The following is a 24,700-nucleotide window of genomic DNA, read 5'->3' on the forward strand; positions in this document are numbered from 1 at the left end:
GTGACCGGACGACAAGGCGAAGCATCCGCTCTCTGGAATGTGACCGGGGCACCGGAAAGTGCCTGCTTGCTGTGTCCGGCTGCGTGTCTTAGGTGGCAGCACCACAGATGCCACTAACCGGCGGGAGCCTGCCTTGAAGCACCAGTTGAACGTCATCATCGGCAGCACGCGGCCGGGCCGCGCCGGGCCGGTTTTCGCAAATTGGCTGGAGAGCTTTGCGCGCGAGCACGGCAAATTCGAGCCGGTGCTCACCGACATCGCGGCCTTCAACCTGCCGGTGCTGGACGAGCCGCATCATCCGAGACTGGGCAAATACGAAAACAGCCACACGAAAGCCTGGTCGAAGGCAATCGACGCCGCCGACGCATTCGTCTTCGTGGCGCCGGAATACAATTATTTCGCCGCCCCCGCGATCGTCAACGCGGTCGACTACCTGCTCAGGGAATGGCGATACAAGCCGGCCGCCATCCTCAGCTACGGCGGTGTCTCCGGCGGCCTGCGGGCGGCGCAGGCGGTCAAACCGTTGCTGACCTCCGTCGGCGTCATGCCGATCCCGGAAGGCGTGGCGCTGCCGATGTACCAGAAGCTGCTCGACGAGACCGGCGCCTTCTTGCCCAGCGAGCAGGTGCTCGGCGGGGCCAGGACCATGCTGGACGAGTTGTTCCGCTGGAGCGAAGCGCTGAAGCCGATGCGGGTCGGCTGACAACGCGAACGGCCGAGCTTGCCGATGCCGTAACTTGCTCATGCCATAAAGAGATGGAATGCTCCGGCAAATGACCGGGCCGGGGCGGTTCGATTTGCGTTTTCTGTTTGCCTTGCTGCTGATCCTCTCGACGGCCTCCGCTGCCGTGGCGGAGCGGCGCGTTGCGCTGGTCATCGCCGAGAACGACTATCGGCTGATCCGGCCGCTCGCCAATCCCGTCAATGACGGTGAGGTCATGGAGACGGTGCTGAGGAAGCTTGGTTTCGAGGTCTTCCTCGAAACCAACCGCGACCTGCGGCGCATGCGCCGGGCGCTCGACGATTTCCGCGAGGATGCCAAAGGCGCCGACGTGGCGCTGGTGTTCTTCTCCGGCCACGGCGTCGAGATCGCCGGCGAGAATCGGCTCCTGCCGGTCGATGCAGACGCGTCGTCGCTCGCTACGCTGGAAAGGACCAGCCTGCCGCTGGAGGAGATCCGCGCGACCGTCGCCGCCACCAGCAAGGTCGGACTGATCGTGCTCGACGCCTGCCGTAGCGATCCGTTCGCGGCTACGGGCGGCGAAGGCCGCGGCGCGACGGCGCTGGCAAAAGACGTCAGCGACAAGGTCCGGCCGGGCCTTGGCCGCATCGGGCGGGCAGAAAACATCCTGTTTGCCTTTTCGGCGGCGCCCGGCGAGACCGCCGCGGATGGGACGGGCCAGAATTCGCCGTTTACCGCGGCGCTGACGAAATACCTCGGCACCGAAGGTCTCGAGATCCGCTCCGTGCTGACGCTCGTGCAGCAGGAGGTCTACGACCTCTCGCGCGGTAAGCAATTGCCCTATGTCGAGAGCGGCCTGCCGCAGCTGTTCTTTGCCGCCTCGGCCAAGGAGAAATTGCCGGAGCGCGAACGCTTGTTGCTGGCCATGGCCGAGGTGACGCCCGCGATGCGCGGCGAGGTGGAAAAGATCGCCAGCGACGCCGATATGCCGCTGGCGCCGCTCTATGGCGCGTTGATCAGTTCCGATGCCGGCCATCTCTCCGCAGACAGTCTGAACACCAGGCTGCGTGAGGCAGCCGACGCCTTCGTCAAGGTGCGGAGCGAAATGCAGACGCTTGGATCCGACGATCTGCGGGTGGCAGCGTTGCGCCGGCAGGCCGAAGAGCAGCTTTCGCTGGGAGCGTTCGATGCCGCGCGTAAAAAGCTCGCCGAGGCAGCCGAGATCGACAATGTCTCGCGCAACGCGCTGAAGGCCAATTTCGTCAGCCGCACGCTCTCCGAAGCCGCGACGCGCTATCTGTCCGGCGGGGCCGCGCGCGCCGACCTCGACTACGCCACAGCCATCAGGGACTATGAGTCCGTGCTCGCGCTTTATGACGAAGCCGGACAGGTGGTGCTGTCGCTCGACGACGCCGACCGCTTGATTCGCACGCTGGACGAGCTCGGCAAGCTCTATACCACGGTCGGCAATATCGATGCGGCTGGCCGTGCCTTCGAGGCGCTGCAAGCCGATCTCGAGCGGCGGTCGCATCATGAAACCGATCCCAACGTGAAGCGCGACTTCGCCGTCAGCCACGTCAAGCTCGGCAACGTGCGGATGGCGCAAGGCAATCTGCCGTCAGCGCTGCAGAATTATGAGACCGCCAAGACCATTCTGCAGGGCCTGACCGAGGCAGAACCGGACAATCTGGAGTGGTTCGGCGACCTCGCCATGGCCGACGACAAGATCGGCAACGTATTGGCGACGCAAGGCGATCTGGCCGGCGCCGCAGAGGTCTACCAGGAAAGCCTGTCGATCAAGAAGCAGCTCGCCGCCGGAGAGCCCGACCGTGCCGAACTGCAGCGCGACCTGACCATCACCTACGATGAGATCGGTCACCTTGCCCATATCGCAGGCCAACTGGACAACGCACAGGCGGCCTATGAAGAGAGCCTGAAGGTGCGGCTGGCGCTGGCGGCGGACAAACCGGGAGACGCCGACCGGCAGCGTGACGTCTCGGTCAGCCACGATACGATAGGCGACCTGCTGCGCGAACGCGGCGACGCCGCCGGGGCGCTGGCGGCCTACAAGGAAGGTCTGGCGATCGTCAAACAACTGGCGAAACGCGATCCGGACGACACCGAGTTGAAGCGCGACCTGTCGGTCGGCAACGCCAAGATCGGCAATGCGCTGAGCGACCAGCAGAATTGGCCGGCGGCACTTTCGGCTTATCGTGAGGCACTTTCGCAGGCCAGCGCGCTCGCCGCCGGCGACCCGAACAACACCGAATGGCAGCGCGACCTGTCCGTGTGCATCGAGAAAGTCGCCGGCGTCCTGGCGATACAGGGCGACCACAAAGGCGCGCTGAAAGCCTATCTGGACAGCTACGCGATTGCGCAGAGGCTGGCCAAGCTCGATCCCGCAAATTCCGACTGGCAGCGGGACTTGTCGATAACGCTGTCCGAAGTCGCCACGCTGCGCCTCAGGCAGCGCGACGTCAGGGGCGCCCGGCAAGCCCTTCAGGACAGCCTGGCCATTCGCGAGAAACTTGCCCGGTCCGATCCGGACAACGCCACCTGGCAGCGCGACCTGGTGGTCGCCTATATCGACTACGCCCAAGTCGCAAAGGACCCGAAGGCTGTGCTTTCCAAGGCGCTCGACATGACGCTCGAGCTCGACCGGAGCGGGCGGTTGGCACCGCGCCACAAGTTCATGATCAAGTTTTTACGTGAGCGGCTGGCCAGGATCGAAGCCAGGCGCCGGTAGCCGGCTCACGCGATGGTCATTCCGTTCCGAAATGCCTGCAAACCTTGGAAAAACCGCCTTTTGCGCCTATATCTACGACATTAGAAATGCGCGATTCGAAGCCGATTTTTCGCGCTCTGCACACGGCATCAATCAGACAGGTTTTCATGAGCGACCAGACCGACATCGCCAACGGCGTTGAAGCCGAATACGGCGCCGATTCCATCAAGGTTTTGAAGGGCTTGGATGCCGTTCGCAAGCGGCCGGGCATGTATATCGGCGATACCGACGACGGCTCGGGCCTGCACCACATGGTCTACGAAGTCGTCGACAACGCCATCGACGAAGCACTGGCCGGCCATGCCGACCTGGTGACGGTGACGCTCAATCCGGACGGATCGGTGACGGTCATCGACAATGGCCGCGGCATTCCGACCGATATCCACACCGGCGAAGGCATTTCGGCGGCCGAAGTGATCATGACGCAGCTGCATGCCGGCGGCAAGTTCGACCAGAACTCCTACAAGGTGTCAGGCGGCCTGCACGGCGTCGGCGTGTCGGTCGTCAACGCCCTGTCGGCCTGGCTGAAACTGAAGATCCGCCGCAACGGCCAGATCTACGAGATGAGTTTCACGCATGGCAATGCCGACGCGCCGCTGCGCATCACCGGCAGTTATGAACAAGACAAGGTCCCCGGCACCTATCAGGGGCGCAGCGGCAGCGAAATCACGTTTTTGCCGTCGTCCGAGACTTTCACCATGGTCGAATTCGACTACGGTACGCTGGAGCATCGGCTGCGCGAACTCGCCTTCCTGAACTCCGGCGTGCGCATCGTTTTGACCGATGCCCGCCATGCCGACATCATGCGCCATGAATTGCACTACGATGGCGGCCTCGAAGAGTTCGTCCGATATCTCGACCGGACGAAGAAGCCGTTGCTCGACAAGCCGATCTCGATCCGCGCCGAGCGCGACGGCATCACGGTCGAAGTCGCCATGTGGTGGAACGACAGCTACCATGAAAACGTGCTGGCCTTCACCAACAACATCCCGCAACGCGACGGCGGCACGCATTTGGCAGGCTTCCGCGGTGCGCTGACGCGCCAGATAACCGGCTATGGCGACTCCTCGGGCCTGACCAAGAAGGAAAAAGTGGCGCTGATCGGCGATGATTGCCGCGAAGGGCTGACCGCGGTGCTGTCGGTCAAGGTTCCCGACCCGAAATTCTCCTCGCAGACCAAGGACAAGCTGGTGTCGTCCGAGGTCCGCCCGGTGGTCGAAGGGCTTGTCAACGAAGCGCTCGGCACCTGGCTCGAGGAGCACCCGACCGAGGGCAAGGCGGTCATCGAGAAGGTCATCCAGGCCGCTGCCGCGCGCGAAGCCGCGCGCAAGGCACGCGACATCACCCGCAAGAGTTCGCTCGGCGTCACCTCGTTGCCCGGCAAGCTGGCCGATTGCCAGGAGCGCGATCCGGCGAAATCCGAGATCTTCATCGTCGAGGGCGACAGCGCCGGCGGCTCGGCCAAGGGCGGCCGTTCGCGCCAGAACCAGGCCATTCTTCCGCTGCGCGGCAAGATCCTCAATGTCGAGCGCGCCCGCTTCGACCGCATGCTCGGCTCCGACATGATCGGCACGCTGATCACCGCGCTCGGCACCTCGATCGGCAAGGACGAGTTCAACGCCGACAAGCTGCGCTACCACAAGATCATCCTGATGACCGACGCCGATGTCGACGGCGCCCACATCCGCACCTTGCTGCTGACCTTCTTCTTCCGCCAGATGCCGGAACTGATCGAACGCGGTCATCTCTACATCGCGCAGCCGCCGCTCTACAAGGTGACGCGCGGGAAGAGCTCGCAATACATCAAGGACGAAGCCGCCTTCGAGGAATTCCTGATCGGCTCCGGGCTGGAAGAAGCGTCGCTTGCGCTCAGCACAGGCGAGGTGCGGGCCGGGCAGGACCTGCGCAGTGCCATCGACGACGCCTTGGCTGTCCGCCAGCTCATCAACGGATTGCACACGCGCTATAACAGAGGCGTGGTCGAGCAGGCAGCGATTGCCGGCGCGCTCAACCCGGAGATCTTCACCGACCTCCGCCGCGCCAACGAGACGGCCGAGCGTGTTGCCCGTCGTCTCGACATTATCGCCGAGGATACCGAGCGCGGCTGGATCGGCCGCATGTCGACCTCGAACGAGGGCATTGGCGGCTATGTCTTCGAGCGAACGGTGCGCAGCGTCAAGGAGTTCGCGCATCTCGACCTGGCGCTGATCAATTCCGCCGACGCACGCCAGCTCGACCGCTATGCGCCGCGCCTGGCGGAAATCTACAGCGAGCCGCCGGTGCTGCGCCGCAAGGATGTCTCGGAAACCATTTCGGGGCCGCTGGCACTGCTCAACGCCGTGTTTGCCACCGGCCGCAAGGGCCTGACCATGCAGCGCTACAAGGGCCTTGGCGAAATGAACGCCGAGCAGCTCTGGGAAACGACGCTCGACCCGAATGTGCGCTCGCTGTTACAGGTCAAGGTTAATGACGCGACTGATGCGGACAGCTTGTTTTCACGGCTGATGGGCGACGAGGTCGAGCCAAGGCGCGAATTCATCCAGGAAAACGCGCTGTCGGTTGCCAATCTGGACATCTGAGCCGCCATCCAGATACCCAGCCAGCAGGCATGAAGTGTATTGGTGCGCCTTGGCGCACCAATACGACTGCTGCAACGCAACAAAGATCACCAGGACCGCCGGAACGGAAAGGCTTTCAAGGCATTGTAGTTGATCACAATCGCCGCAGGAGGCATCCATGGGACGTGGCATTTTGCTCTGGCTTCTCGGAGTCCCAATTCCGATCATTATTCTGATCATGCTGTTCGCACGGTAGGGAGGCTTCGATGCAGTCCACCGTAACAGCTGTCGACGTTTCCGCCCCGACGGAATCCGCTTCCACTGCTGTCAGCTGGGGGCCAATCGTCGCCGGCGCCTTTGCTGCGTCAACGCTTACCTTCATCTTGATGCTGCTCGGCTCCGGGCTTGGGCTGAGCATGGTGTCGCCATGGTCCGGCTCGGGTGCGTCAGTCACCACTTTCGCCGTTTCCACCGCCGTCTGGCTGATCGTCGTGCAGTGGCTGTCGTCGGCCCTGGGCGGCTACCTCGCCGGACGCCTGCGCACCAAATGGGTCGGCATCCACACCGATGAAGTCTTCTTCCGCGATACCGCTCACGGCTTCCTGGCCTGGGCGCTGGCGACGCTGCTCGTCGCCGGCGTGCTCGGCACGGCGCTTTCGGCCGCGATAGGTACCGGTGTCCAGGCTGCTTCGACTGTGGCATCGGGCGCGGCAATGGGCGCTTCGGCAGGTGCTGCTGCAAACGCGGGTAGCGCCTCGACTGACAACGCCACATCGTATTTCGTCGATACGCTGTTCCGCCCGGCCGATCCGGCAAGGCTCGCTGCCGCCAATCCGGAGAGCGACGCTGCGGCAACGGCGCAGGCATCGCGCATTCTAATCGCGAGTGCCACAGCAGGCGAAATATCGGCCGACGACAAGACCTATCTGTCGCGGCTGGTGGCCGCCCGCACAGGCCTGTCCGAAGCGGATGCCACCGCTCGCGTCGATACGGTAATCGCCAGAGCGCAGGACGCCAAGGTCAAGGCCCAGCAGGCGGCCGACACCGCCAGAAAGGCAGGCGCCACCTTCTCGCTGATTGGCGCGCTGTCGCTGGTCGTCGGGGCCTTCATTGCCAGCGCGGCTGCAGCACTTGGCGGCAGGCAGCGCGACGACGAGGAAGCGATTTTCCTGACCAATCGTTGATCGGTGACTAAGTGAACTCGGTCCGCTTCGGGAAGATTACGCCCGAAGGGGACCTTGCTTTGAACTGCCGCCGCGGCATTGTCGTGCGCTGCTCGCCGCCTACAGCTCAGCTTCCAGTTTGCGGCCGAGATCGACCGCATCGCGCAGCACGGCAAGGTGCGAGCGCGGCTGTACGCCGGCCGGCGCGTTGACCTCGACGCCGCTCGCCGTCAGCGACCAGTAGAGCCTGTGCGTGAAGACGCGGCCGCCCGAGCCGCGCAGCTCGACCTGGATGTTTTCCACGCCGGGACCAAAATTTTCCGTCATCCGCCCTGAAATCGGGTCGCCGGTCAGCCAGCCATTGCCCCTGTCGAAAATATTGGTCCAGCGCGTCGCGGCAAACACCGCGCCATGATGCACCGCCCGCTGCGGCTTGCCGGAATGGCTGCGCCCTTCCTGGTAGAGCATGGTCCCGCCCGCCGCCCTGTCGGCGATCGGCGGGCATGCCGAAAACAGGCGCTCGGCGATGCCGCGCCTGAATTCGGCGAGGTTGTAGGTCACCAGAAACTCGCTGTGGGTCAGCGGACTGCCGAGCGTGACGAAATCGCTGATCTTCCACGGCAGCGGATGATCGGCGTCGCCGACGCGAAGCTGCCGGTAGAGCTCCCATTGGCTGCGCCGGAATGCGGGGAGGTCATCGAGGCTGTCGGGCCAAGCGGAGGCATCGGCGGCCAGCGTCGCCTTGTCGACGGCGTGGATCGCCTTCAGCCTCGCTTTGTCGCGAATGGCTTCCAACTTTCTAGGCCTGAAATCGGCCCACAATATCTGCAACAGATCATAGGCGATGATCGACCCGAGGCTGTGCGAGACCAGCACGATGCGGTCATAGGCATCGTCCATCATGAGACGCTTCAGCAGCTTGAGGCCACGCTGGCGGACCAGCGCCCGCTTCTCGACCGTTGCCGCTTCGGCCCGCACATAGGCGGCGACGTCGCCGAAATAAGGCAAGCCAAACTGGTCCACCGACCAGATGACGAACGACGCCAGAACCGTGACAAGCACACCGGTCGTCCAGGAGATGTAGCCTTGCCAGGTCGACGTTGCGAGCGCCAGCGCCGCGCCGAGGACGACGATGGTGGCCAAAAGCGTGACGACATAGAGTTTGAGCACATCGCGCGGAATATCGGCCGGCTTCCGCCAGAGCAGGGTCGTCACCCAGGCAGCAAGGCGGCTTCGGGTCGTGCCCTGGGTGATGTCGGCCCAGTAAAGCTCGTAGAAATCGGTGCGGCGGCCATCGACATCATAGGGCGTGGTGATCCGGCGGAGTTCGTGCGAATTGGTCCGGCTGTCGGGCGTGATCCAGCTCTGGTTGATCTTCGCACCCATCGGGTCGGCCGGATCGGGGACATGGGCATAGAACGGTGCACGGGCCGGATCGTGGCTCCATACGGCCTGGACAAATTCCCTCAACGTGTCCATGGGCCGCTGCTCGCCCATGCCGTGCACGACCACTACCGCCTGGCTGCGCTTGCGTGGCGCCTTCTCTGCTGCGGTCAGATCGGCGGCCGGCGATGCAGCAGAACCAGGGTCGGGCACCAGCACCTCCACGATGACGCCGTTAGCAAGACAACGGGTCGGCATCGTAGCTTCAGAACCGGTAACAGCCAAGAAAAAGCCCGGCGCGGAGCCGGGCTGTATTCGACGATCGGCAGTGAGTTGGCAGCGACGCCGTTTCAGTGATCCATCGCTTTGACGATCTCCTCGGTCATCTTCTTGGCGTCGCCGAGCAGCATCATGGTGCCGTCCTTGTAGAACAGCGTGTTGTCGATGCCGGCATAGCCGGAACCGAGCGATCGCTTGACGAACAGGCAGGTGCGCGCCTTGTCGACGTCGAGGATTGGCATGCCGTAGATAGGTGAGGACTTGTCGTCACGAGCCGAGGGATTGGTGACGTCATTGGCCCCGATGACATAGGCGACGTCGGCCTGCGCGAACTCAGAGTTGATGTCCTCCAGCTCGAACACTTCGTCATAAGGCACGTTGGCTTCGGCCAAGAGCACGTTCATGTGGCCGGGCATGCGGCCGGCAACCGGGTGGATGGCGTATTTGACGTCGACGCCGTTGGCCTTGAGCTTGTCGGCCATCTCGCGCAGCGCGTGCTGCGCCTGGGCGACGGCCATGCCGTAGCCCGGCACGATGATGACCTTTTGCGCATTCATCATCAGATAGGCGGCATCCTCGGCCGAGCCCTGCTTGACCGTGCGCTCGATGCCGTCGTTGGCAATGGCTGATGTCTCGCCACCGAAGCCGCCGAGGATGACCGAGATGAAGCTCCGGTTCATGCCTTTGCACATGATGTAAGACAGGATGGCGCCCGACGAGCCGACCAGCGCGCCGGTGATGATCAGCGCCAGATTGCCGAGCGTGAAGCCCAGGGCGGCCGCGGCCCAGCCCGAATAGGAATTCAGCATCGACACGACCACCGGCATATCGGCGCCACCGATCGGGATGATGAGAAGCACACCCAGCACCAGCGAGGCGGCAACGATCAGCCAGAACACCACCTTGGACTCGGCGGTGACCAGCAGCACGATCAGCACGATCAGCGCAATGCCCAGGGCCGCGTTGATGAAGTGGCGGCCACCGATCATGATCGGCTTGCCCGACATGCGGCCGTCGAGCTTCAAAAAGGCGATGACCGAGCCGGTGAAGGTGATGGCACCTATGGCAACGCCGAGGCTCATCTCGATCAGTGCCTGGGCATGAATATCGGCGACGGTGCCGATGCCGAAGCTTTCCGGTGCATAGATGGCGGCGGCCGCCACCATGACCGCGGCAAGACCGACCAGCGAGTGGAAGGCGGCGACCAGCTGCGGCATCGAGGTCATGGCAATGCGCCGTGCCGTGACCGCACCGGCCGAGCCGCCTATCAGCAGCCCGAGCACTATGAGGCCGAAGCGCCCGGCCGAAGGGGTCGCCAGCGCCAGCGTCGTGGCGATGGCGATGCCCATGCCGATCATGCCGTACATGTTGCCCTGGCGGCTGGTGGTCGGATGCGACAGGCCGCGCAATGCCAGGATGAACAGGATGCCGGAGACCAGATAGAGGAAGGAGGCGAAGTTGGCGTTCATAGCGGCCTACTTTTCCTTCTTCTTGTACATGGCCAGCATGCGCTGGGTGACGAGAAAGCCGCCGAAGATGTTGACCGATACCAGCATCAGCGCAACGAAGCCGAAGCCGGTGGCAAGCCCTGAGGCCGAGATGCCGACGGCCAGCAGCGCGCCGACGACGATGACGGAGGAAATGGCGTTGGTGACCGCCATCAGCGGCGTGTGCAGTGCCGGCGTGACGGACCACACGACGTAGTAGCCGACGAAGATCGCCAGGACAAAGATGGCGAAGCGAAAGACGAAGGGATCGATGGCACCGCCGGACAGCGCGTGAGCGGCGTCACCCGCCGCCTCGGTGCCGGGCGCGGCCGCCAGGTTCTGCACCGCGAGCCGCACGGCAGCTGTCGCCTGGTCGAGCTGGTCGAGGGCTTTCTGCAGAGTCTGATCCATCACGCGATCCCTCCGGTGGTCTTGGGCTTCCTCGAAGCGGCCGTTTTCTTCGCAGCCGGCTTCGCCGAAGCCTCGGCAACCATCGTCCTGGCCGGAATGGCCGGTGGTTCGACATATTGGCCCTTTGGCGGCTCCTGCTCAGCCTTTGCGAAAGCCGGATGCACGATCTTGCCAGCATCGGTCAGCATCGTCGCCTTGACCAGTTCGTCGTCGTGGTTGATGGCAAGCGTCTTCGCCGCCTTGTCGACCAGCGTCTCGAGGAAGGCATAGAGGTTCCTGGCATAGAGAAGCGAAGCGGAGGCGGCGACGCGACCGGGAACGTTGAGATGGCCGACGATCTTTACCCCGTTGGCCGTGGTCACCACCTTGCCGGCTTCGGCGCCCTCGACATTGCCGCCGCGCTCGACCGCGAGGTCGACGATCACCGAGCCGGGTTTCATCGAAGCGACCATCGCTGCAGAAACAAGCTTCGGCGCCGGCCGGCCGGGTATCAGCGCGGTGGTGATGACGATGTCCTGCTTGGCGATGTGCTCGGCGGTCAACGCCGCCTGCTTGGCCTGATACTCCTTCGACATTTCCTTGGCGTAGCCGCCGGCCGTCTCGGCCGCCTTGAACTCCTCGTCCTCGACGGCCAGGAATTTTGCGCCGAGCGAGGCAACCTGCTCCTTGGCAGCCGGGCGCACATCGGTGGCGGTGACCACGGCGCCGAGGCGGCGCGCGGTGGCGATGGCCTGCAGACCGGCGACGCCGACGCCCATGATGAAGGCCTTCGCCGCCGGTACCGTGCCGGCGGCCGTCATCATCATCGGCAGTGCCCGGTCATATTCGGCAGCCGCGTCGACCACTGCCTGATAGCCGGCGAGGTTCGCCTGGCTGGACAGGACGTCCATCGACTGGGCACGGGTGATGCGCGGCATGAACTCCATGGAAAAGGCAGTAACACCAACCTTGGCCAGCGCGGCGACGGCAGCATCGTTGCCATATGGATCCATGATGGCAATGACGGCAGTGCCCGGCCGATAGGCTTTCAGCTCGGCATCGCTCGGCCGGCGCACCTTCAGCACGACATCAGCCCTGGAAACATCGCCGGCCTTGCCGATCGCGGCGCCGGCCTTGGCAAACTCCTCGTCGGGAATGCGCGAAGCAGTGCCTGCGCCGGCTTCGACGACCACGCCGAAACCCAGCGCCGCCAGCCGTTTCACCGTGTCGGGCGAGGCCGCGACGCGCGGCTCGTTCGCGTCGAGCTCACGAGGGATGAAAACCGTCTGTCCCACCGCATGATCCTTTCGGCCGGAACCCGTTACCCAAGACGCCGGCCGGCCACCGGCGGCGCCCTCGACAAAGGTTGGAGGAGTCTATCGGAGAATAAAGGCGCCGACGGCCAGGATCAGCACGAACAGGATAGTCCCCGAGAAGAAGCCGCCCACAAAGAAGCCGAACGCCATGGCCAGAAGCACGGCGGCGCAAAATAGCGACCCATATTTGGCCAGCATCACAAAGCCGGCATAGGTGCGGTCGTGCTCGGCATAGTCCATCTTCGCGCCCAGTTCGACAGGACCGGTCGGCGTGTGTTCAGCCATAGGAATACCCCTTCGAAGACATCTTTCAGGCACATAGCGAAAAGCCGCGTTAAGGGCAATGGCGCTATTGCCGCATCGCCGCAGCCAACTGTCTCAAGCGAAACTGGAAATCGCTGCGTCAATGATGTGGCGCAACATGCGCAGCGGTTATGACTGACCCGAGCCTGAAAACGAGGCGGAGCGGAGCGCGGCGATACCAATCACAATGGACGGCAGGTCCGCTATTGCCAATGTCGTTAGCCGGCGAGATGCGGGAACAGACCGAGCAGGCCGACAACGATCAGATAAAGGGCGACGATATAATTGAGCAGCCGCGGCATCACCAGGATCAGCACGCCTGCAATCAGCGAGATAAGCGGGGTAAGGGCGAGCGTGGAAATGGTCATATCGGTTCCTTTGATCGGATCGCTATCGAAGCGATGCTTGGCGGACGCCGGCGATGCCGACCTACCACCAGCACCCTTGCCCAGAACGCCGAAGCGACCGGAAGGCTCCATGGGCTCGTTCAGGCGGCTTCGCGAAAATACTTGGCGGTGGGCAGGATGGTCAGCGGGGCGAGTTCGCCGGCACCGGGCGTATCGAACAACATGCGCTGCTCCATTGGCGTCGAACGGAAGAACGGAAAGCGAGCGTAGGTTTCATTCTTGATCGCCAGGACATCGGCTTGATAAAGCAGCGCGAAACAGTTGATCACGCCGGCATAGGGCCGCGCATCGCCGATCGGTCGCGCCCGATAGATGCGCTTGTAGAAAGCCGCATGGTCCTCGCGGATCATGGATATGCAATAAGGCGCGCCGAAATGGAAGCAAGCCATGCCCGCAAGGCGCAGCGTCACATACGGGATCTGCGGGTAAAGCCGTGACCATTCGGCGTCCACGGCAAAACGGCTCGGGTCGATAAAGACTTCGCCGGCCGCCAGACGCGGCATCAACAAGTCCTTGTAGACGCTGAGCGCTGGTGATGTGGCGTTATCAGCAGACACGTTATGCAGGCGCATTGTGCTGACCAGCCGCCCCTCGATGTAGATTCCGAACGTATGGCAATTGGGCAGTTCGTCAAACTCGTCATGGACCTGACGGGACGCATTCTCGGGCACGAGATCGTTCATCCGATAGGAATTGTAGCGCAGCCTGTAAATGCTTTCGAAGTCCTCGCCGCTTTCACAGCGTCGGTACTCCGTCCGGTCAAGCAGCGCATAAACATGTTGCGCGAAGCTGGACATGGTCTCGGACGCATCTTTCCCACCAGCGCCCGCCGCATGGCCGAGCGAACTCAACTGGGCACACATGAACTCTATTCCCCGCGATTACCGCCACCAGCCGACACTACGGACGGGTCATGAGATGTAAAGATGAAAATAAGTAGGAGCTCGTTTACCGGTCATTAAGGTTAACAATTAATAAAATTATACTAAAATACGCGGTCTTTCAGCGCGAAGTCAGCGCCGCGGCGCCTTCCTTGCCGTCTGGATGTCCTTGGCGAAGGGCCAGACGGTGCTCGACATCGTCTCGATGCCGGACGCGCTGAGTGCCGACCCGAACAGAAAGCCCTGGACCAGGTCCGGCTTGACCTGCAATGCCAGGATCTTGAGCTGTTCGAAGGTCTCGACACCTTCGACGGTAACCGAAAGTCCCAGCGGCCGTGACAGGTTGACGATGCCCTTGAGCAATTCGAGCGACCGGCTGTTCTGAGTGACATCCATCAGGAACGAGCGGTCGATCTTGATTTTGTCGAGCGGCAGTTTGTGGAGATAGCTGAGGCTCGAATACCCGGTACCGAAATCGTCGAGCGCAATGCGCACGCCGAGCCGCTTCAACTCCTCGATATATTGGCGTGTCAGCGACTTGTCGTCGAGCAGCGCCGTCTCGGTGACCTCGATCTCCAGACGTCCGGCGGAGAGACCGGATTCAGCCAGCGCGTCGCGAACCTTCTGGATGACATCACGGTTGCGGAAATCCTTGGCCGAGAGATTGACCGACACGCTGGTCTGGGCCGGCCATTTGGCGCATTCCGTGCAGGCCGCATGCAGGACGAAGGTGCTGATGTCGGAAATAATCCCCATTTCCTCCGCCAGCGGAATAAAGATACCGGGGGAAATCGGCCCGAGATCGGGATGATCCCAGCGGCACAGCGCTTCGCAACTGGCGATACGCATCGTGCTCATCGCCACGATCGGCTGATAGACCACCCGCAATTCTTTGTTTTCCACGGCGCTGCGCAGGTCCGCCTTCATCAGCTGACGGCTGCGGAAGGCAGCATCCATGGAGGCCTCGAACAGCCGCCAACCGTTCTTGCCAAGCTCCTTGGCCTTGTAGAGTGCAAGGTCGGCTTTGACGATCATGGCGTCAACGTCGGTATCCTTGACCCGCGACAGCACCGCGCCGCCGCTGGCCTGGATGCGTAATCCGTGGCCGGCGACATCGACCTCGCCCTGTAGATTGACAAAGATCTCATCAACCTGGCCGGTCAGGTGGCTTTCATCCTCGATGCGCTCGAAGAAGATCATGAACTCGTCGCCGCCAAAGCGGCTAACGGTGATGCCTGGCCCAGCGACTGCCGCCAGCCGCTCGGCAACGGCGTAGATCAATCCGTCGCCGACCGGATGGCCGAGCGTGTCGTTGACGCTCTTGAAATCATCGAGATCGAGCACCACCAGCCCGCAGAGACGCTCGGGATCCCCTGAGGCCATGGCTTCCACCACCAACTCGTGGAAGTAGGCGCGGTTGGGCAGGCCGGTGAGACTGTCGTAGCGCGCCATGAAGCGGATCTTGTCTTCCGCCTCGACCCGGGCGGTCACATCCTCGAAAGTGACGACGCCCAGTTCCTGGCTGCCTTCGCGCGCCGAAAATTCATAGTGCTGGCCGTTGGTGAGCGAGACCAGGACCTTGCGGTCGCGGCCCTCGCGCAACGCACGCGTCAGCTGGGCTTCGATGTAACGGCAATCTTTCGGCGCCAGCATGCCGCCTGCAGCGCCGCGCATCAGCAGACCGTGGATCGAGCGGCCTAGCAGCGCATCGGCCGATTTGAGCGACATCAGGTGCGCGGCTTCGGCATTGGCCACCGCCACCCGGCCGTCGGGACCAAGCATGACAAGGCCATGCGACATGGTGTTGAGCGCGCGGTTGAAACGCTGCGCGATGCGGTTCGCCTTCTTTTCCTCCGACAGGGCGGTAAACAGGACTTCGCGGACGATGTCGGCGAACCGCTTGATCGCAAACAGAAAAGGGGCCGACATCAGACCGAGGATGATGTGGTAGATATCGCCGCGCAGGATAAAGCCAAGCGATATGGGCCATGTGGTGGTTATGATAAAAATCATAACCATGCGCGGCGACCCATAATTGCGGCCGGCAATCGACGTGACCGATGCCAGAGTGACGCAGACAGAGGCTATTTCGGCATAGTTGTCGTGGCTGTCATTTGCCAGATAGATACTGACGAAACAGAACGCGCCAAGCATGAAACCATGCATCGAACCGAAAATTATGTAATCGTTTTCGCGATCATGGGCTTCTTCCCACGTCGTCGGGGAAGGAAGTCGCCCGTATTTTCGGATGTTGCGAAGGCGCAGAGTACCGACAATGATGAGCCCAGCGGCAACTAGAAGATACGCCAAGTCCATGGTCTTCCAATAGACCAGAATGACGAGGAGCGTCTGCGCAACAAGGCCGATCGACAGCGTGAACCCGTCGCGAAACAGCGTTTCCACGAACGGAATGTAAACGTCGACCGGAATCTCGTTTTTTCGTCTCAGATTCACGCCTGGATCCCAACCCTGGGGAACCCAGCAGTGTCACATTGGCCTTAAGAAAGGTTTAGAGCAGCGGTTCTGGCTCTATTGGCATTCATTGGTGACGCAGCGGAAGCAGGGAAACTACAGTTCAGGTAAACAAGGCGTATCACAGCGCTGAATTATTCGGCGGCTTGAAGTTGCGGCCGCAGCGGCGCCGTCGAGAGGCGGTCGAGCAGACGCTGGCGTTCGCCGGCGGCTTTTTCGGCACTGGCCTGCTTGACGTGGCCAAAGCCGCGGATGAGCGCCGGCACCGAAACAAGCGCGGCAGCAACCTCGATCTTGCCCGGCGCCAGCGCGCCGGCGACAAGCTCCAGGTCGGCTTCATAGAGGGCAAGAAGCTGCCGCTCCATACGCCTCTCGGCGCTGTAGCCGAACAGGTCGAAAGCGGTGCCGCGCAGGCCCTTCATCGCCGCCAGCAGGCGGAACCCGTTCATCGTCCACGGGCCAAAGCTCGATTTCTTCGGCTTGCCGTCACTGCCGCGCCTGCCCATGATCGGCGGTGCGAGATGGAATTCAAGCTTGCCGTAGCTCTGGAACTGCTTTGCGATCTCTGCGGCAAAGGAGCCGTCCGTATAAAGCCGCGCCACCTCGTATTCGTCCTTGATCGCCATCAGCTTGAACAGGTTCTTTGCGGCAGCCTCGGTCACCACGGTCGACCCGGGCACAGCATTGGTTTCGGCCTTGTGCAGCGCCGCCAGTCTGTCGGCATAGCGCTTGCCATAGGCGGCGTTCTGATAGGCGGTCAGGAAGGCGACGCGGCGAGCAATGATATCGTCCAGCGTCTCGGCAATGGCGGCATGCTGCGTGGCCTTGCCCGGCTGGGCAAGAAGGCTGCGCACGAAATCCGGCTGGTGGGCGGCGCGGCGGCCCCAGCGAAATGCCGCGATATTCATCGCTATCGCCTCGCCGTTGAGCTCGATCGCCTTCTCGACCGCCTCCGCCGACAGCGGCAAGCCGCCGTGCTGGAAGGCGAAGCCGAGCATGAACATGTTGGCGCCAAGCGAGCTGCCGAACAGCGCGGTGGCGGTGCGGGTAGCGTCGAAGAAATGCGTCCTGTCGTCGCCCGCGGCCGTTCTTATCGCTTTCTTCAGCCGCTCGACGGGCAGCGAGAAATCGGCCGAACGGGCGAACTCGCCCGGCATGATCTCGGCAGTGTTGGCGAGGAAGATGGTATGGCCTTCGCGCACCGCGGCCAACACCTTCTTGGCACCCGAAACGACGAGATCGCAGCCGAGCACGAGATCGGCCTTGCCGGCCGATACCCGAATGGCGTGGATGTCGTCCGGCGTGCGGGCGATGCGGACATGGGTGAACACCGAGCCGCCCTTCTGGGCGAGGCCGGCCATGTCGATCATGCCGCAGCCCTTGCCTTCCAAGTGCGCGGCCATGCCGAGCACCGCGCCTATTGTGACGACGCCGGTGCCGCCGACACCGTCGATGATCGCCGCCCAGCCTTGTTCACCGAGCGTAAATTGCGCCGGCGCCGGCACCCCCGCGAGCGGGTCGGCCGCGCCGGCTATGCCTTCGGCTTTCCTGATTTTGGCGCCGTGGACGGTGACGAAGGAGGGGCAGAAACCGTTGACGCACGAGAAGTCCTTGTTGCAACTCGACTGGTCGATCTTGCGCTTGCGGCCGAATTCGGTCTCGACCGGCTGGATCGAGACGCAATTCGACTGCACGCCGCAATCGCCGCAGCCTTCGCAGACCAGCTCGTTGATGAAGATACGCTTGTCGGGATCGGGGAAGGTGCCGCGCTTGCGGCGGCGACGCTTCTCGGCGGCGCAGGTCTGGTCGTAGAGCAGCACCGAGACGCCTTTGACCGAACGCAACTCGCGCTGGACGAGATCGAGGTCGTCGCGGTGATGGATGGTGGCGCCGGCGGGAAATTCCACCTTGCCGGTATATTTGTCCGGCTCGTCGGTGACGATGGCGATGCGCTCCACGCCCTCGGCGCGCACCTGCCTTGCGATCATGTCCACCGTCAGGCCGCCCTCGTGCGGTTGCCCGCCGGTCATCGCGACGGCGTCATTGTAGAGGATCTTGTAGGTGATGTTGGCGTCGGTCGACAGCGCGAAGCGGATCGCCAGCACACCCGAGTGGTTGTAAGTGCCATCGCCCAGATTCTGGAAGATGTGCTCGCGCTTCGAGAACGGCGCCTGGCCGACCCACTGCGCGCCCTCGCCGCCCATGGCCGTGAAGCCGACGGTGTTGCGGTCCATCCACAGCGCCATGAAATGACAGCCGATTCCGGCGGCGGCGAGCGAGCCGTCCGGCACCTTGGTCGAGGAATTGTGTGGGCAGCCGGAGCAGAAGAAGGGCGTGCGCGAGGCGATGTCTGACGTGTCGGCCAGCATCGCCTGGAACTGGCGCAACTTCGCCACCCGCGCGGCGATTTCTTCCGACGGGCCGATCGTTCGCAAAATCCTCTCGCCGAGCGCGATGGCAATATCGTTGGGGTCGAGCGCGCCCTTGGCCGGGAACAGCCAGTCGCCGCGCTCGTCCTTCTTGCCGACGATGATCGGCTGCGTCGCGGTGCCGTAAAGGTTCTCGCGCAGTTGCACCTCGATCAGCGAGCGTTTCTCCTCGACGACGACGATGGTATCGAGGCCGCGAGCAAAGTCGGCGATGTGCTGCAGGTCGAGCGGCCACGGGCAGCCGACCTTGAACAGCCTGATACCGATGCGACTGGCGGCCGCTTCGTCGATGCCGATATCCTCCAGCGCCTGGCGAACATCGAGATAACTCTTGCCGATGGTGACGATGCCAAGCTTGGCGCTGCTGCCGCCCGAATAGACGATCCGGTTCAGCCCATTGGCGTGGATGAAGGCCGAAGCGGCGGCGCGCTTGTGTTCATGCAGCCGCTCCTCCTGGCCGAGCATGTCGATCTCGTTACGGATATTGAGGCCGCCGGGCGGCATGTCGAAGTCCGGCACGATGATGTTCAGCCGTTCGAGCGCGGCATCGACCGAGGCCGTCGATTCGATGTTGTCCTTGACGCATTTGATCGCCGCCCAGGTGCCGGCAAAACGCGACATGGCAAAGCCGTAGAGGCCGTAGTCGATGATCTCCTGGACGCCGGCCGGATTAAGGATCGGCACCATGGTGTCGACGAACAGGAACTCGGTGGCATGCGCGTTGGTCGAGGATTCGGCCATGTGGTCGTCACCCATCAGGGCCAGCACGCCGCCATGTTTCGACGACCCGGCGAGATTGGCGTGGCGGAACACGTCGCCGGAGCGGTCGACGCCCGGACCCTTGCCGTACCAGACCGAAAAAACGCCGTCATGGGTACCCTCGCCCAGCAATTCGGCCTGCTGCGAGCCCCAGCAGGCGGTGGCGGCGAGCTCCTCGTTGAGACCGGGCTGGAAGACGATGTCCGACTGCGCGAGCTGGTTCCTGGCCTTCCACAGCTGCATGTCGAGGCCGCCGAGCGGCGAGCCGCGATAGCCGGAGACGAAACCGGCGGTGTTCAGGCCAGCCCGGCGGTCGCGCTCGCGCTGCATCAGAAGCATGCGGATGACTGCCTGGGCACCCGACAGGAAGATGCGCTCCTTTGCCAGGTCGAACTTGTCGTCGAGCGCGACATTGTGCAGCGTCATCAGGCATTTCCTGTGCGGAGGCCGCGCCTGGTGGTGCGCGGCCAACGTCGGAGTCGAGTGCCCACAGTCTTTCTTCCCTTGCCGGGGAGGTCAAACAAAATCGAAGGTGCCAGGCGGTCCGCAACAAACGATCCGTGCGCGGCCGTGTGGCGCCACGAAACGCCTGTCGGGGAGGATGGCCGAGCATGAAAAATTCCGGCGGCGGTCAGTGCCGCTGGTGATGCATCATGCAGCCTTTGGGCAACTGGGCTTCGGTTCACCGGGCAGCTTGCCGTCGACATGGCCGGCCAAGTCCTTGTTGAGCTCGTAGACTGGCCCGACCACCAGAGGCCGGTCGGGCAGGACCGACTGGTCGAGCGAGGACGTCAGAGTGGTCGCGAAACTCTGCAGCAACTTGCCGCTGGAATCCTCGATGCGGATCGACACCGCATAGGGCTTGTCCTTGACAACGCAGGTAAGCGGCGGGCTGGTGAGCGTCACATGCGGCAGCTTCGGCCATATTTTCTGGGTGACGATGATCGGATCACCACCGGCCGGGTTCTGGAAGGAGACCACAGCGACCTGCCCCTCACCCACCGGCCGCAGCGGATTGAGGGTGATGACATAGGTGGCGATACCCAGCCGGTAGTTGAACTCGAACAGCTTCCCGGAAATGGCGAACAGCTGGTCCTTGCCGGAATCACGGCAGGCGCCGAGCGCGGCCGCCGCGAACAACGCCGCGACGACAATCATCGCGCGTGAGAATCTTCTAGACATTGGTGACCTCCCTGGCCGCGGTCCGGCGGCGATAGTGTCGGTTTGCCTTCTGGCGGTTGCCGCACACCGCCATGTCGCACCAGAGGCGGCTGGAATTGCGGCTTTTGTCGACAAACAGCCAGCTGCAGTTCGGACATATCCGCAGCCTGGCGATGGTGTCGCTACGCAGCAGCGACAGCGCCGAGACCGCAAGCGCGGCCTCGAAGGCAATCGGCGTCGCCGGATCACCGAACGGTTTTCCAGGCGTGCCGATTTCGGTGCGGCTATGAGCAAGGCCATCGGCGCAGGCTTCCAAGAATTTCGGCATATCGCCGGTCGCGATCGCACCTTTCGATACCGCGCCGCGAAACAGCCGATCGGTCGTCTCCCGGATCGACAGCACCACCGGTGCGATCTTTTCAGGCGCCGGCGCTACGAGCCGCCTGCCGCCGAGCTCGGCGGCGCGAAAGGCACTCGCGGCTTCGGCAAAGCGGGCGATCTCGGCCGGATCGTCGAAACGGTCGAAAGTTTTCTTCGGATCGTTCCGCAAAACGACGGTGTTCGCCGTATCGAGCGCCAGCATGCCACCGGTAAAGCGGTGCGGAGTCCAGGATACTGTCATATGGCGAATCTAACTGATAACTCGCGTTTGACAAGTTAGATTCCGGGTGCAACGCTCGTCACTGAGGCGATCGCCGTACTGAGAATATCGTTCGTCCCAAACCTCTGCCCCGATTGCGGGGCATGCATAGAGGGTCTTGCATGCTCTATTTCTTCCAGCAGGTTCTGAACGGGCTGCATTCGGGCGCGCTCTACGCATTGCTTGCCTTCGGCTACGTGCTGACCAACGGCATCCTGCACCGTACCAATCTTGCCTATGGCGCGCTGTTCGCCTTTTGCGGGCATACGATGATCCTCACCGCGGCGTTCGGCTATCAGGCGCTGTGGCTGACGCTGTTTGCATCGGTCGCGCTCGGCGTAGCTGCGGCATTCCTTTATGCGGCGCTGCTCAGCCATGTCCTGTCGCGAAGTATCTTCGAACCGCTGGCCGACCGCTCGCCCAACGCCATCGTGGTGACGACGCTCGGCATATTGCTGGTCTTGTCGGAAGCCAGCCGCATCGCCGCCGATACCCATGACCTATGGTTGCCGCCAATGCTGGCCCAGACCATCGTCTTCGCGCAGAATGCCAGCTTCAAGGCGACGTTGACGCTGATCCAATTGCTCGATTGCGCCGCCGTACTGGCGGCCATAGCGCTGGCTGCTTGGGGCTTCGCATATTCGAGCTTCGGCCGGAGCTGGCGCGCCGTATCCGACGATCCCAAGGCGGCTGCGATGTGCGGCGTCGATGTCCGTGCGGTGTTTCGGCGTGCGGTGCTTTTCGGCGGCCTTTGCGCGGCACTGGCTGGCGTGCTCGCCGCCTTCTACTACGGTAACATCAGCTTCGGCACAGGGTTGGTCTACGGGTTGAAAATCCTGTTCGTGACCGCAGTGGGCGGCTATCTTTCGCCTTTGCGGGCGGCACTGGGCGCCGCCGCTTTCGGCATGGCCGAATCGCTATGGGCCGGCTATTTTCCGCTCGAATGGCGGGACGGCTGGATGTACCTGTTCCTCGTCGCCATGCTTGTGCTGATCGGCGCCGGCCGCGACCAACAGAAGATCGCCTGAGCCGCACCCGACTTTGCTTGGGTGAAAGCGCCGCATGTCCTTGGACATGCAAAGGATGCGGCAGCATTTTGCCGCCCGTCATCTCACAACTGTGTTTATGCGGGCTGTCCCGTGTTGACCCGCCGGACCACGCACTGCATACCGTTGGTCCACAGCGACGCGACGGACAGGGAACCGCCGCGCTCTGACACAAGGGAGGAATGCATGGCAGGGCTTCTCGCTCTTTCCAGAACCATTGACCGTTTGAACGAATTCATCGGCAAATGGGTTTCGTGGCTGATCCTGCTGGCGATCCTGGTAAGCGCCGCCAACGCCGTCATCCGCAAGGTGTTCGACATGTCCTCGAACGCCTGGCTGGAATTGCAATGGTATCTGTTCGGCGCCGCCTTCATGCTGGCCGCCGCCTACACGCTGAAGCAGAACGACCATATCCGCATCGATATCGTCTACGGCATGTTCTCGCGCCGCGTGCAGCACTGGATCGACCTTTTCGGTCACGTCTTCTTCCTGATGCCGTTCGTGACGTTGATGGTGGTCTATTTCGTTCCCTATGTGTCGCTGTCGTATCGCAGCGGGGAGATGTCGAACAATTCCGGCGGGCTGATCATCTGGCCGGCGAAGGCGATCCTGCTGGTCGGCTTTTTTCTGCTCGCGCTGCAGGGCATTTCAGAAATCATCAAGAAAATCGCCATCATGCGCGGTCAGATGGACGATCCCACTCCGTTCATATCGGTGCATGAGCAGGCCGAGCTAGAAGCCAAGGCGCTCGTCGAAGAGGTGCGCTCGTGATCGAGTTCATCGCCCAGAACATGGCGCCGATCATGTTCGCCTCGCTGGTCGTCTTCCTGCTGATCGGCTATCCCGTCGCCTTCTCGCTCGCCGCCAACGGCCTGATGTTCTTCTTCATCGGCGTGCTTCTGTCGCCCTATTCGGGCGGCTCGATCAATCTCGCCTGGCCGTTGCTGCACGCGTTGCCGGATAATTTCTATGGCAGCCGGGTGATGTCGAACGATACGCTGCTGGCGATCCCGTTCTTCACCTTCATGGGCATCGTGCTCGAACGATCCGGCATGGCCGAAGACCTGCTCGACACGATCGGCCAGTTGTTCGGACCTGTCCGTGGTGGCCTCGCCTATGCCGTGATTTTCGTCGGCGCGCTGCTCGCCGCGACGACCGGCGTGGTGGCGGCCTCCGTCATTGCCATGGGTCTGATTTCGCTGCCGATCATGCTGCGCTACGGCTACGACCGGCGGCTGGCATCCGGCGTCATTGCCGCGTCCGGGACGCTCGCCCAGATCATCCCGCCGTCACTGGTGCTGATCGTCCTGGCCGACCAGCTCGGCCGCTCGGTCGGCGATATGTATAAGGGAGCGCTGATCCCCGGGCTCATTTTGACCGGCATCTACATGCTCTACATTCTGCTCATGTCGATCTTCCGGCCGAAGTCGATGCCGGCCCTGCCGCTGGAGGCCCGCACGCTCGGCCACGGCGTGCTGTCGCTGCTGGCGGCGCTGCTGGCGGCGGTGGTGGTTTCCTATGCGGCGTATCGCTACCTTGCGCCGAACCATGGCGGCAACGCCGATATCCTCGGCGCCACCATCGGCGTCATCTTCATCTATGTCGTGGCGATCGTCGACCAGCGCCTGAAGATCAGCCTGATGTCCAGACTGGCACAGCAGGTGATCATCGTGCTGATCCCGCCGCTGGCGCTGATCTTCCTGGTGCTGGGCACCATCTTCCTTGGCATCGCCACGCCGACGGAAGGCGGCGCCATGGGCGCCGTCGGCGCGCTGGCAATGGCGGCGATGAAGGGGCGGCTGTCGCTCGACGTGGTCAAGCAGGCGCTGGCCTCGACGACCAGGCTGTCGTCCTTCGTTCTGTTCATCCTGATCGGCGCGCGGGTGTTCTCGCTGACCTTCTACGGCGTCAATGGCCACATCTGGGTCGAGCACCTGTTGACGTCGCTGCCGGGCGGTGAAGTCGGTTTCCTGATTGGCGTCAACATCCTCGTCTTCGTGCTCGCCTTCTTCCTCGACTTTTTCGAGCTTGCCTTCATCATCGTGCCGCTTTTGGCGCCAGCGGCTGACAAACTCGGCATCGACCTGATCTGGTTTGGCGTGCTTTTGGGCGTCAACATGCAGACCTCCTTCATGCATCCGCCCTTCGGTTTCGCGCTGTTTTATCTGCGCTCGGTCGCCGCGCGCGTGCCCTATCTCGACCGACTCACCGGCAAGCAGATCGCGCCCGTCACCACAGGGCAGATCTATTGGGGCGCAGTGCCCTTCGTCTGCATCCAGGTGATCATGATCGGCCTGACCATCGCCTTCCCGCAGATGGTGATGCACTACAAAGGCACTGTCGTCGATCCTGGCACCATCAACTACCAGGTGCCGGAAACGCCTGGCATCGGCTTGTCGCCGCTTGGCACGCCGCCGGCCAACGGCGGCACTGCCCCAGCCTCACCTTCCACACCGGATTTGTCGCAGCCGCCGAGCTTCGACGAAAAGCCGCCCGCGAAACCGGCGGCGCCGGCGATCGATCTGTCGCAACCACCGAGTTTCAACTGAGGAAGGCCCG

Annotated in this window: 18 protein-coding genes; 7 read left to right on the plus strand and 11 right to left on the minus strand. The window is 62.9% G+C overall.

What is annotated here, in order from left to right:
• The first annotated feature begins 133 nt into the window (after window positions 1-133).
• The 4 genes from NKI52_RS04255 to NKI52_RS04270 all read left to right on the plus strand — a co-directional run bounded on the left by NKI52_RS04255 (window position 134) and on the right by NKI52_RS04270 (window position 7,209).
• Window positions 134-703 (plus strand): NADPH-dependent FMN reductase, encoded by a 570-nt coding sequence (locus tag NKI52_RS04255; RefSeq protein ID WP_023676267.1) that lies wholly within the window; start codon window positions 134-136, stop codon window positions 701-703.
• 58 nt (window positions 704-761) lie between these two features.
• Window positions 762-3,428 (plus strand): caspase family protein, encoded by a 2,667-nt coding sequence (locus tag NKI52_RS04260; RefSeq protein WP_352697128.1) that lies wholly within the window; start codon window positions 762-764, stop codon window positions 3,426-3,428.
• Window positions 3,429-3,574: 146 nt separating this feature from the next.
• Window positions 3,575-6,046, plus strand: coding sequence for a DNA topoisomerase (ATP-hydrolyzing) subunit B (gene gyrB, locus NKI52_RS04265; protein WP_352697130.1), 2,472 nt, complete (start codon window positions 3,575-3,577; stop codon window positions 6,044-6,046).
• Window positions 6,047-6,291: 245 nt separating this feature from the next.
• Window positions 6,292-7,209, plus strand: coding sequence for a hypothetical protein (locus NKI52_RS04270; protein WP_023676264.1), 918 nt, complete (start codon window positions 6,292-6,294; stop codon window positions 7,207-7,209).
• Between the two features lie 99 nt (window positions 7,210-7,308).
• On the opposite strand, the gene NKI52_RS04275 is transcribed toward NKI52_RS04270, so the two are convergent.
• The 11 genes from NKI52_RS04275 to NKI52_RS04325 all read right to left on the minus strand — a co-directional run bounded on the left by NKI52_RS04275 (window position 7,309) and on the right by NKI52_RS04325 (window position 21,077).
• Window positions 7,309-8,829 carry a hypothetical protein gene (locus NKI52_RS04275; protein WP_352697132.1) on the minus strand — a complete coding sequence of 507 codons (1,521 nt, stop codon included), beginning with the start codon at window positions 8,827-8,829 and terminating at the stop codon, window positions 7,309-7,311.
• A 92-nt stretch (window positions 8,830-8,921) separates the two neighbouring features.
• Window positions 8,922-10,319 carry an NAD(P)(+) transhydrogenase (Re/Si-specific) subunit beta gene (locus NKI52_RS04280; protein WP_352454727.1) on the minus strand — a complete coding sequence of 466 codons (1,398 nt, stop codon included), beginning with the start codon at window positions 10,317-10,319 and terminating at the stop codon, window positions 8,922-8,924.
• A gap of 6 nt (window positions 10,320-10,325) precedes the next feature.
• Complete coding sequence (locus tag NKI52_RS04285) at window positions 10,326-10,748, minus strand: NAD(P) transhydrogenase subunit alpha part 2 (protein ID WP_036238371.1); 423 nt, start codon at window positions 10,746-10,748, stop codon at window positions 10,326-10,328.
• Window positions 10,748-12,022, minus strand: coding sequence for a Re/Si-specific NAD(P)(+) transhydrogenase subunit alpha (locus NKI52_RS04290; RefSeq protein ID WP_352578573.1), 1,275 nt, complete (start codon window positions 12,020-12,022; stop codon window positions 10,748-10,750). Before NKI52_RS04290 ends, NKI52_RS04285 begins: the two co-directional genes overlap by 1 nt.
• Window positions 12,023-12,103: 81 nt before the next feature.
• Window positions 12,104-12,328 carry an aa3-type cytochrome c oxidase subunit IV gene (locus tag NKI52_RS04295; protein WP_352522521.1) on the minus strand — a complete coding sequence of 75 codons (225 nt, stop codon included), beginning with the start codon at window positions 12,326-12,328 and terminating at the stop codon, window positions 12,104-12,106.
• Between the two features lie 236 nt (window positions 12,329-12,564).
• Window positions 12,565-12,714, minus strand: a complete 150-nt coding sequence (locus NKI52_RS04300; protein ID WP_013528205.1) for a DUF3096 domain-containing protein — start codon at window positions 12,712-12,714, stop codon at window positions 12,565-12,567.
• 119 nt (window positions 12,715-12,833) lie between these two features.
• On the minus strand, window positions 12,834-13,616 hold the full coding sequence (locus tag NKI52_RS04305; RefSeq protein ID WP_023676258.1) for an N-acyl amino acid synthase FeeM domain-containing protein: 783 nt from the start codon (window positions 13,614-13,616) through the stop codon (window positions 12,834-12,836).
• 150 nt (window positions 13,617-13,766) lie between these two features.
• Window positions 13,767-16,088 carry a putative bifunctional diguanylate cyclase/phosphodiesterase gene (locus NKI52_RS04310; protein ID WP_352620723.1) on the minus strand — a complete coding sequence of 774 codons (2,322 nt, stop codon included), beginning with the start codon at window positions 16,086-16,088 and terminating at the stop codon, window positions 13,767-13,769.
• A gap of 152 nt (window positions 16,089-16,240) precedes the next feature.
• Window positions 16,241-19,720 carry an indolepyruvate ferredoxin oxidoreductase family protein gene (locus NKI52_RS04315; protein WP_352697134.1) on the minus strand — a complete coding sequence of 1,160 codons (3,480 nt, stop codon included), beginning with the start codon at window positions 19,718-19,720 and terminating at the stop codon, window positions 16,241-16,243.
• Window positions 19,721-19,945: 225 nt separating this feature from the next.
• Entirely contained in the window at window positions 19,946-20,476 is a 531-nt protein-coding gene (locus NKI52_RS04320) for a hypothetical protein (RefSeq protein ID WP_352452209.1), read from the minus strand.
• Window positions 20,469-21,077: a CGNR zinc finger domain-containing protein gene (locus NKI52_RS04325; protein WP_352454730.1), complete on the minus strand. Its 609-nt coding sequence runs from the start codon at window positions 21,075-21,077 to the stop codon at window positions 20,469-20,471. Before NKI52_RS04325 ends, NKI52_RS04320 begins: the two co-directional genes overlap by 8 nt.
• 140 nt (window positions 21,078-21,217) lie before the next feature.
• On the opposite strand from NKI52_RS04325, the gene NKI52_RS04330 reads away from it, so the two are divergent.
• From NKI52_RS04330 to NKI52_RS04340, 3 genes are all read left to right on the plus strand, one after another.
• A complete protein-coding gene (locus NKI52_RS04330) occupies window positions 21,218-22,123 on the plus strand; it encodes a branched-chain amino acid ABC transporter permease (protein ID WP_023676253.1) in 906 nt (301 codons plus the stop codon).
• A gap of 204 nt (window positions 22,124-22,327) precedes the next feature.
• Window positions 22,328-22,912, plus strand: coding sequence for a TRAP transporter small permease subunit (locus NKI52_RS04335; RefSeq protein ID WP_023676252.1), 585 nt, complete (start codon window positions 22,328-22,330; stop codon window positions 22,910-22,912).
• The gene (locus NKI52_RS04340; RefSeq protein WP_352620745.1) at window positions 22,912-24,690 is read left to right on the plus strand and encodes a TRAP transporter large permease; all 1,779 of its coding nucleotides are present in this window, start codon (window positions 22,912-22,914) and stop codon (window positions 24,688-24,690) included. The genes NKI52_RS04335 and NKI52_RS04340 overlap by 1 nt, the downstream gene beginning before the upstream one ends.
• Window positions 24,691-24,700: the final 10 nt, after the last annotated feature.

It is taken from the genome of Mesorhizobium sp. M0590 (assembly GCF_040320905.1).
Taxonomy (GTDB): domain Bacteria; phylum Pseudomonadota; class Alphaproteobacteria; order Rhizobiales; family Rhizobiaceae; genus Mesorhizobium.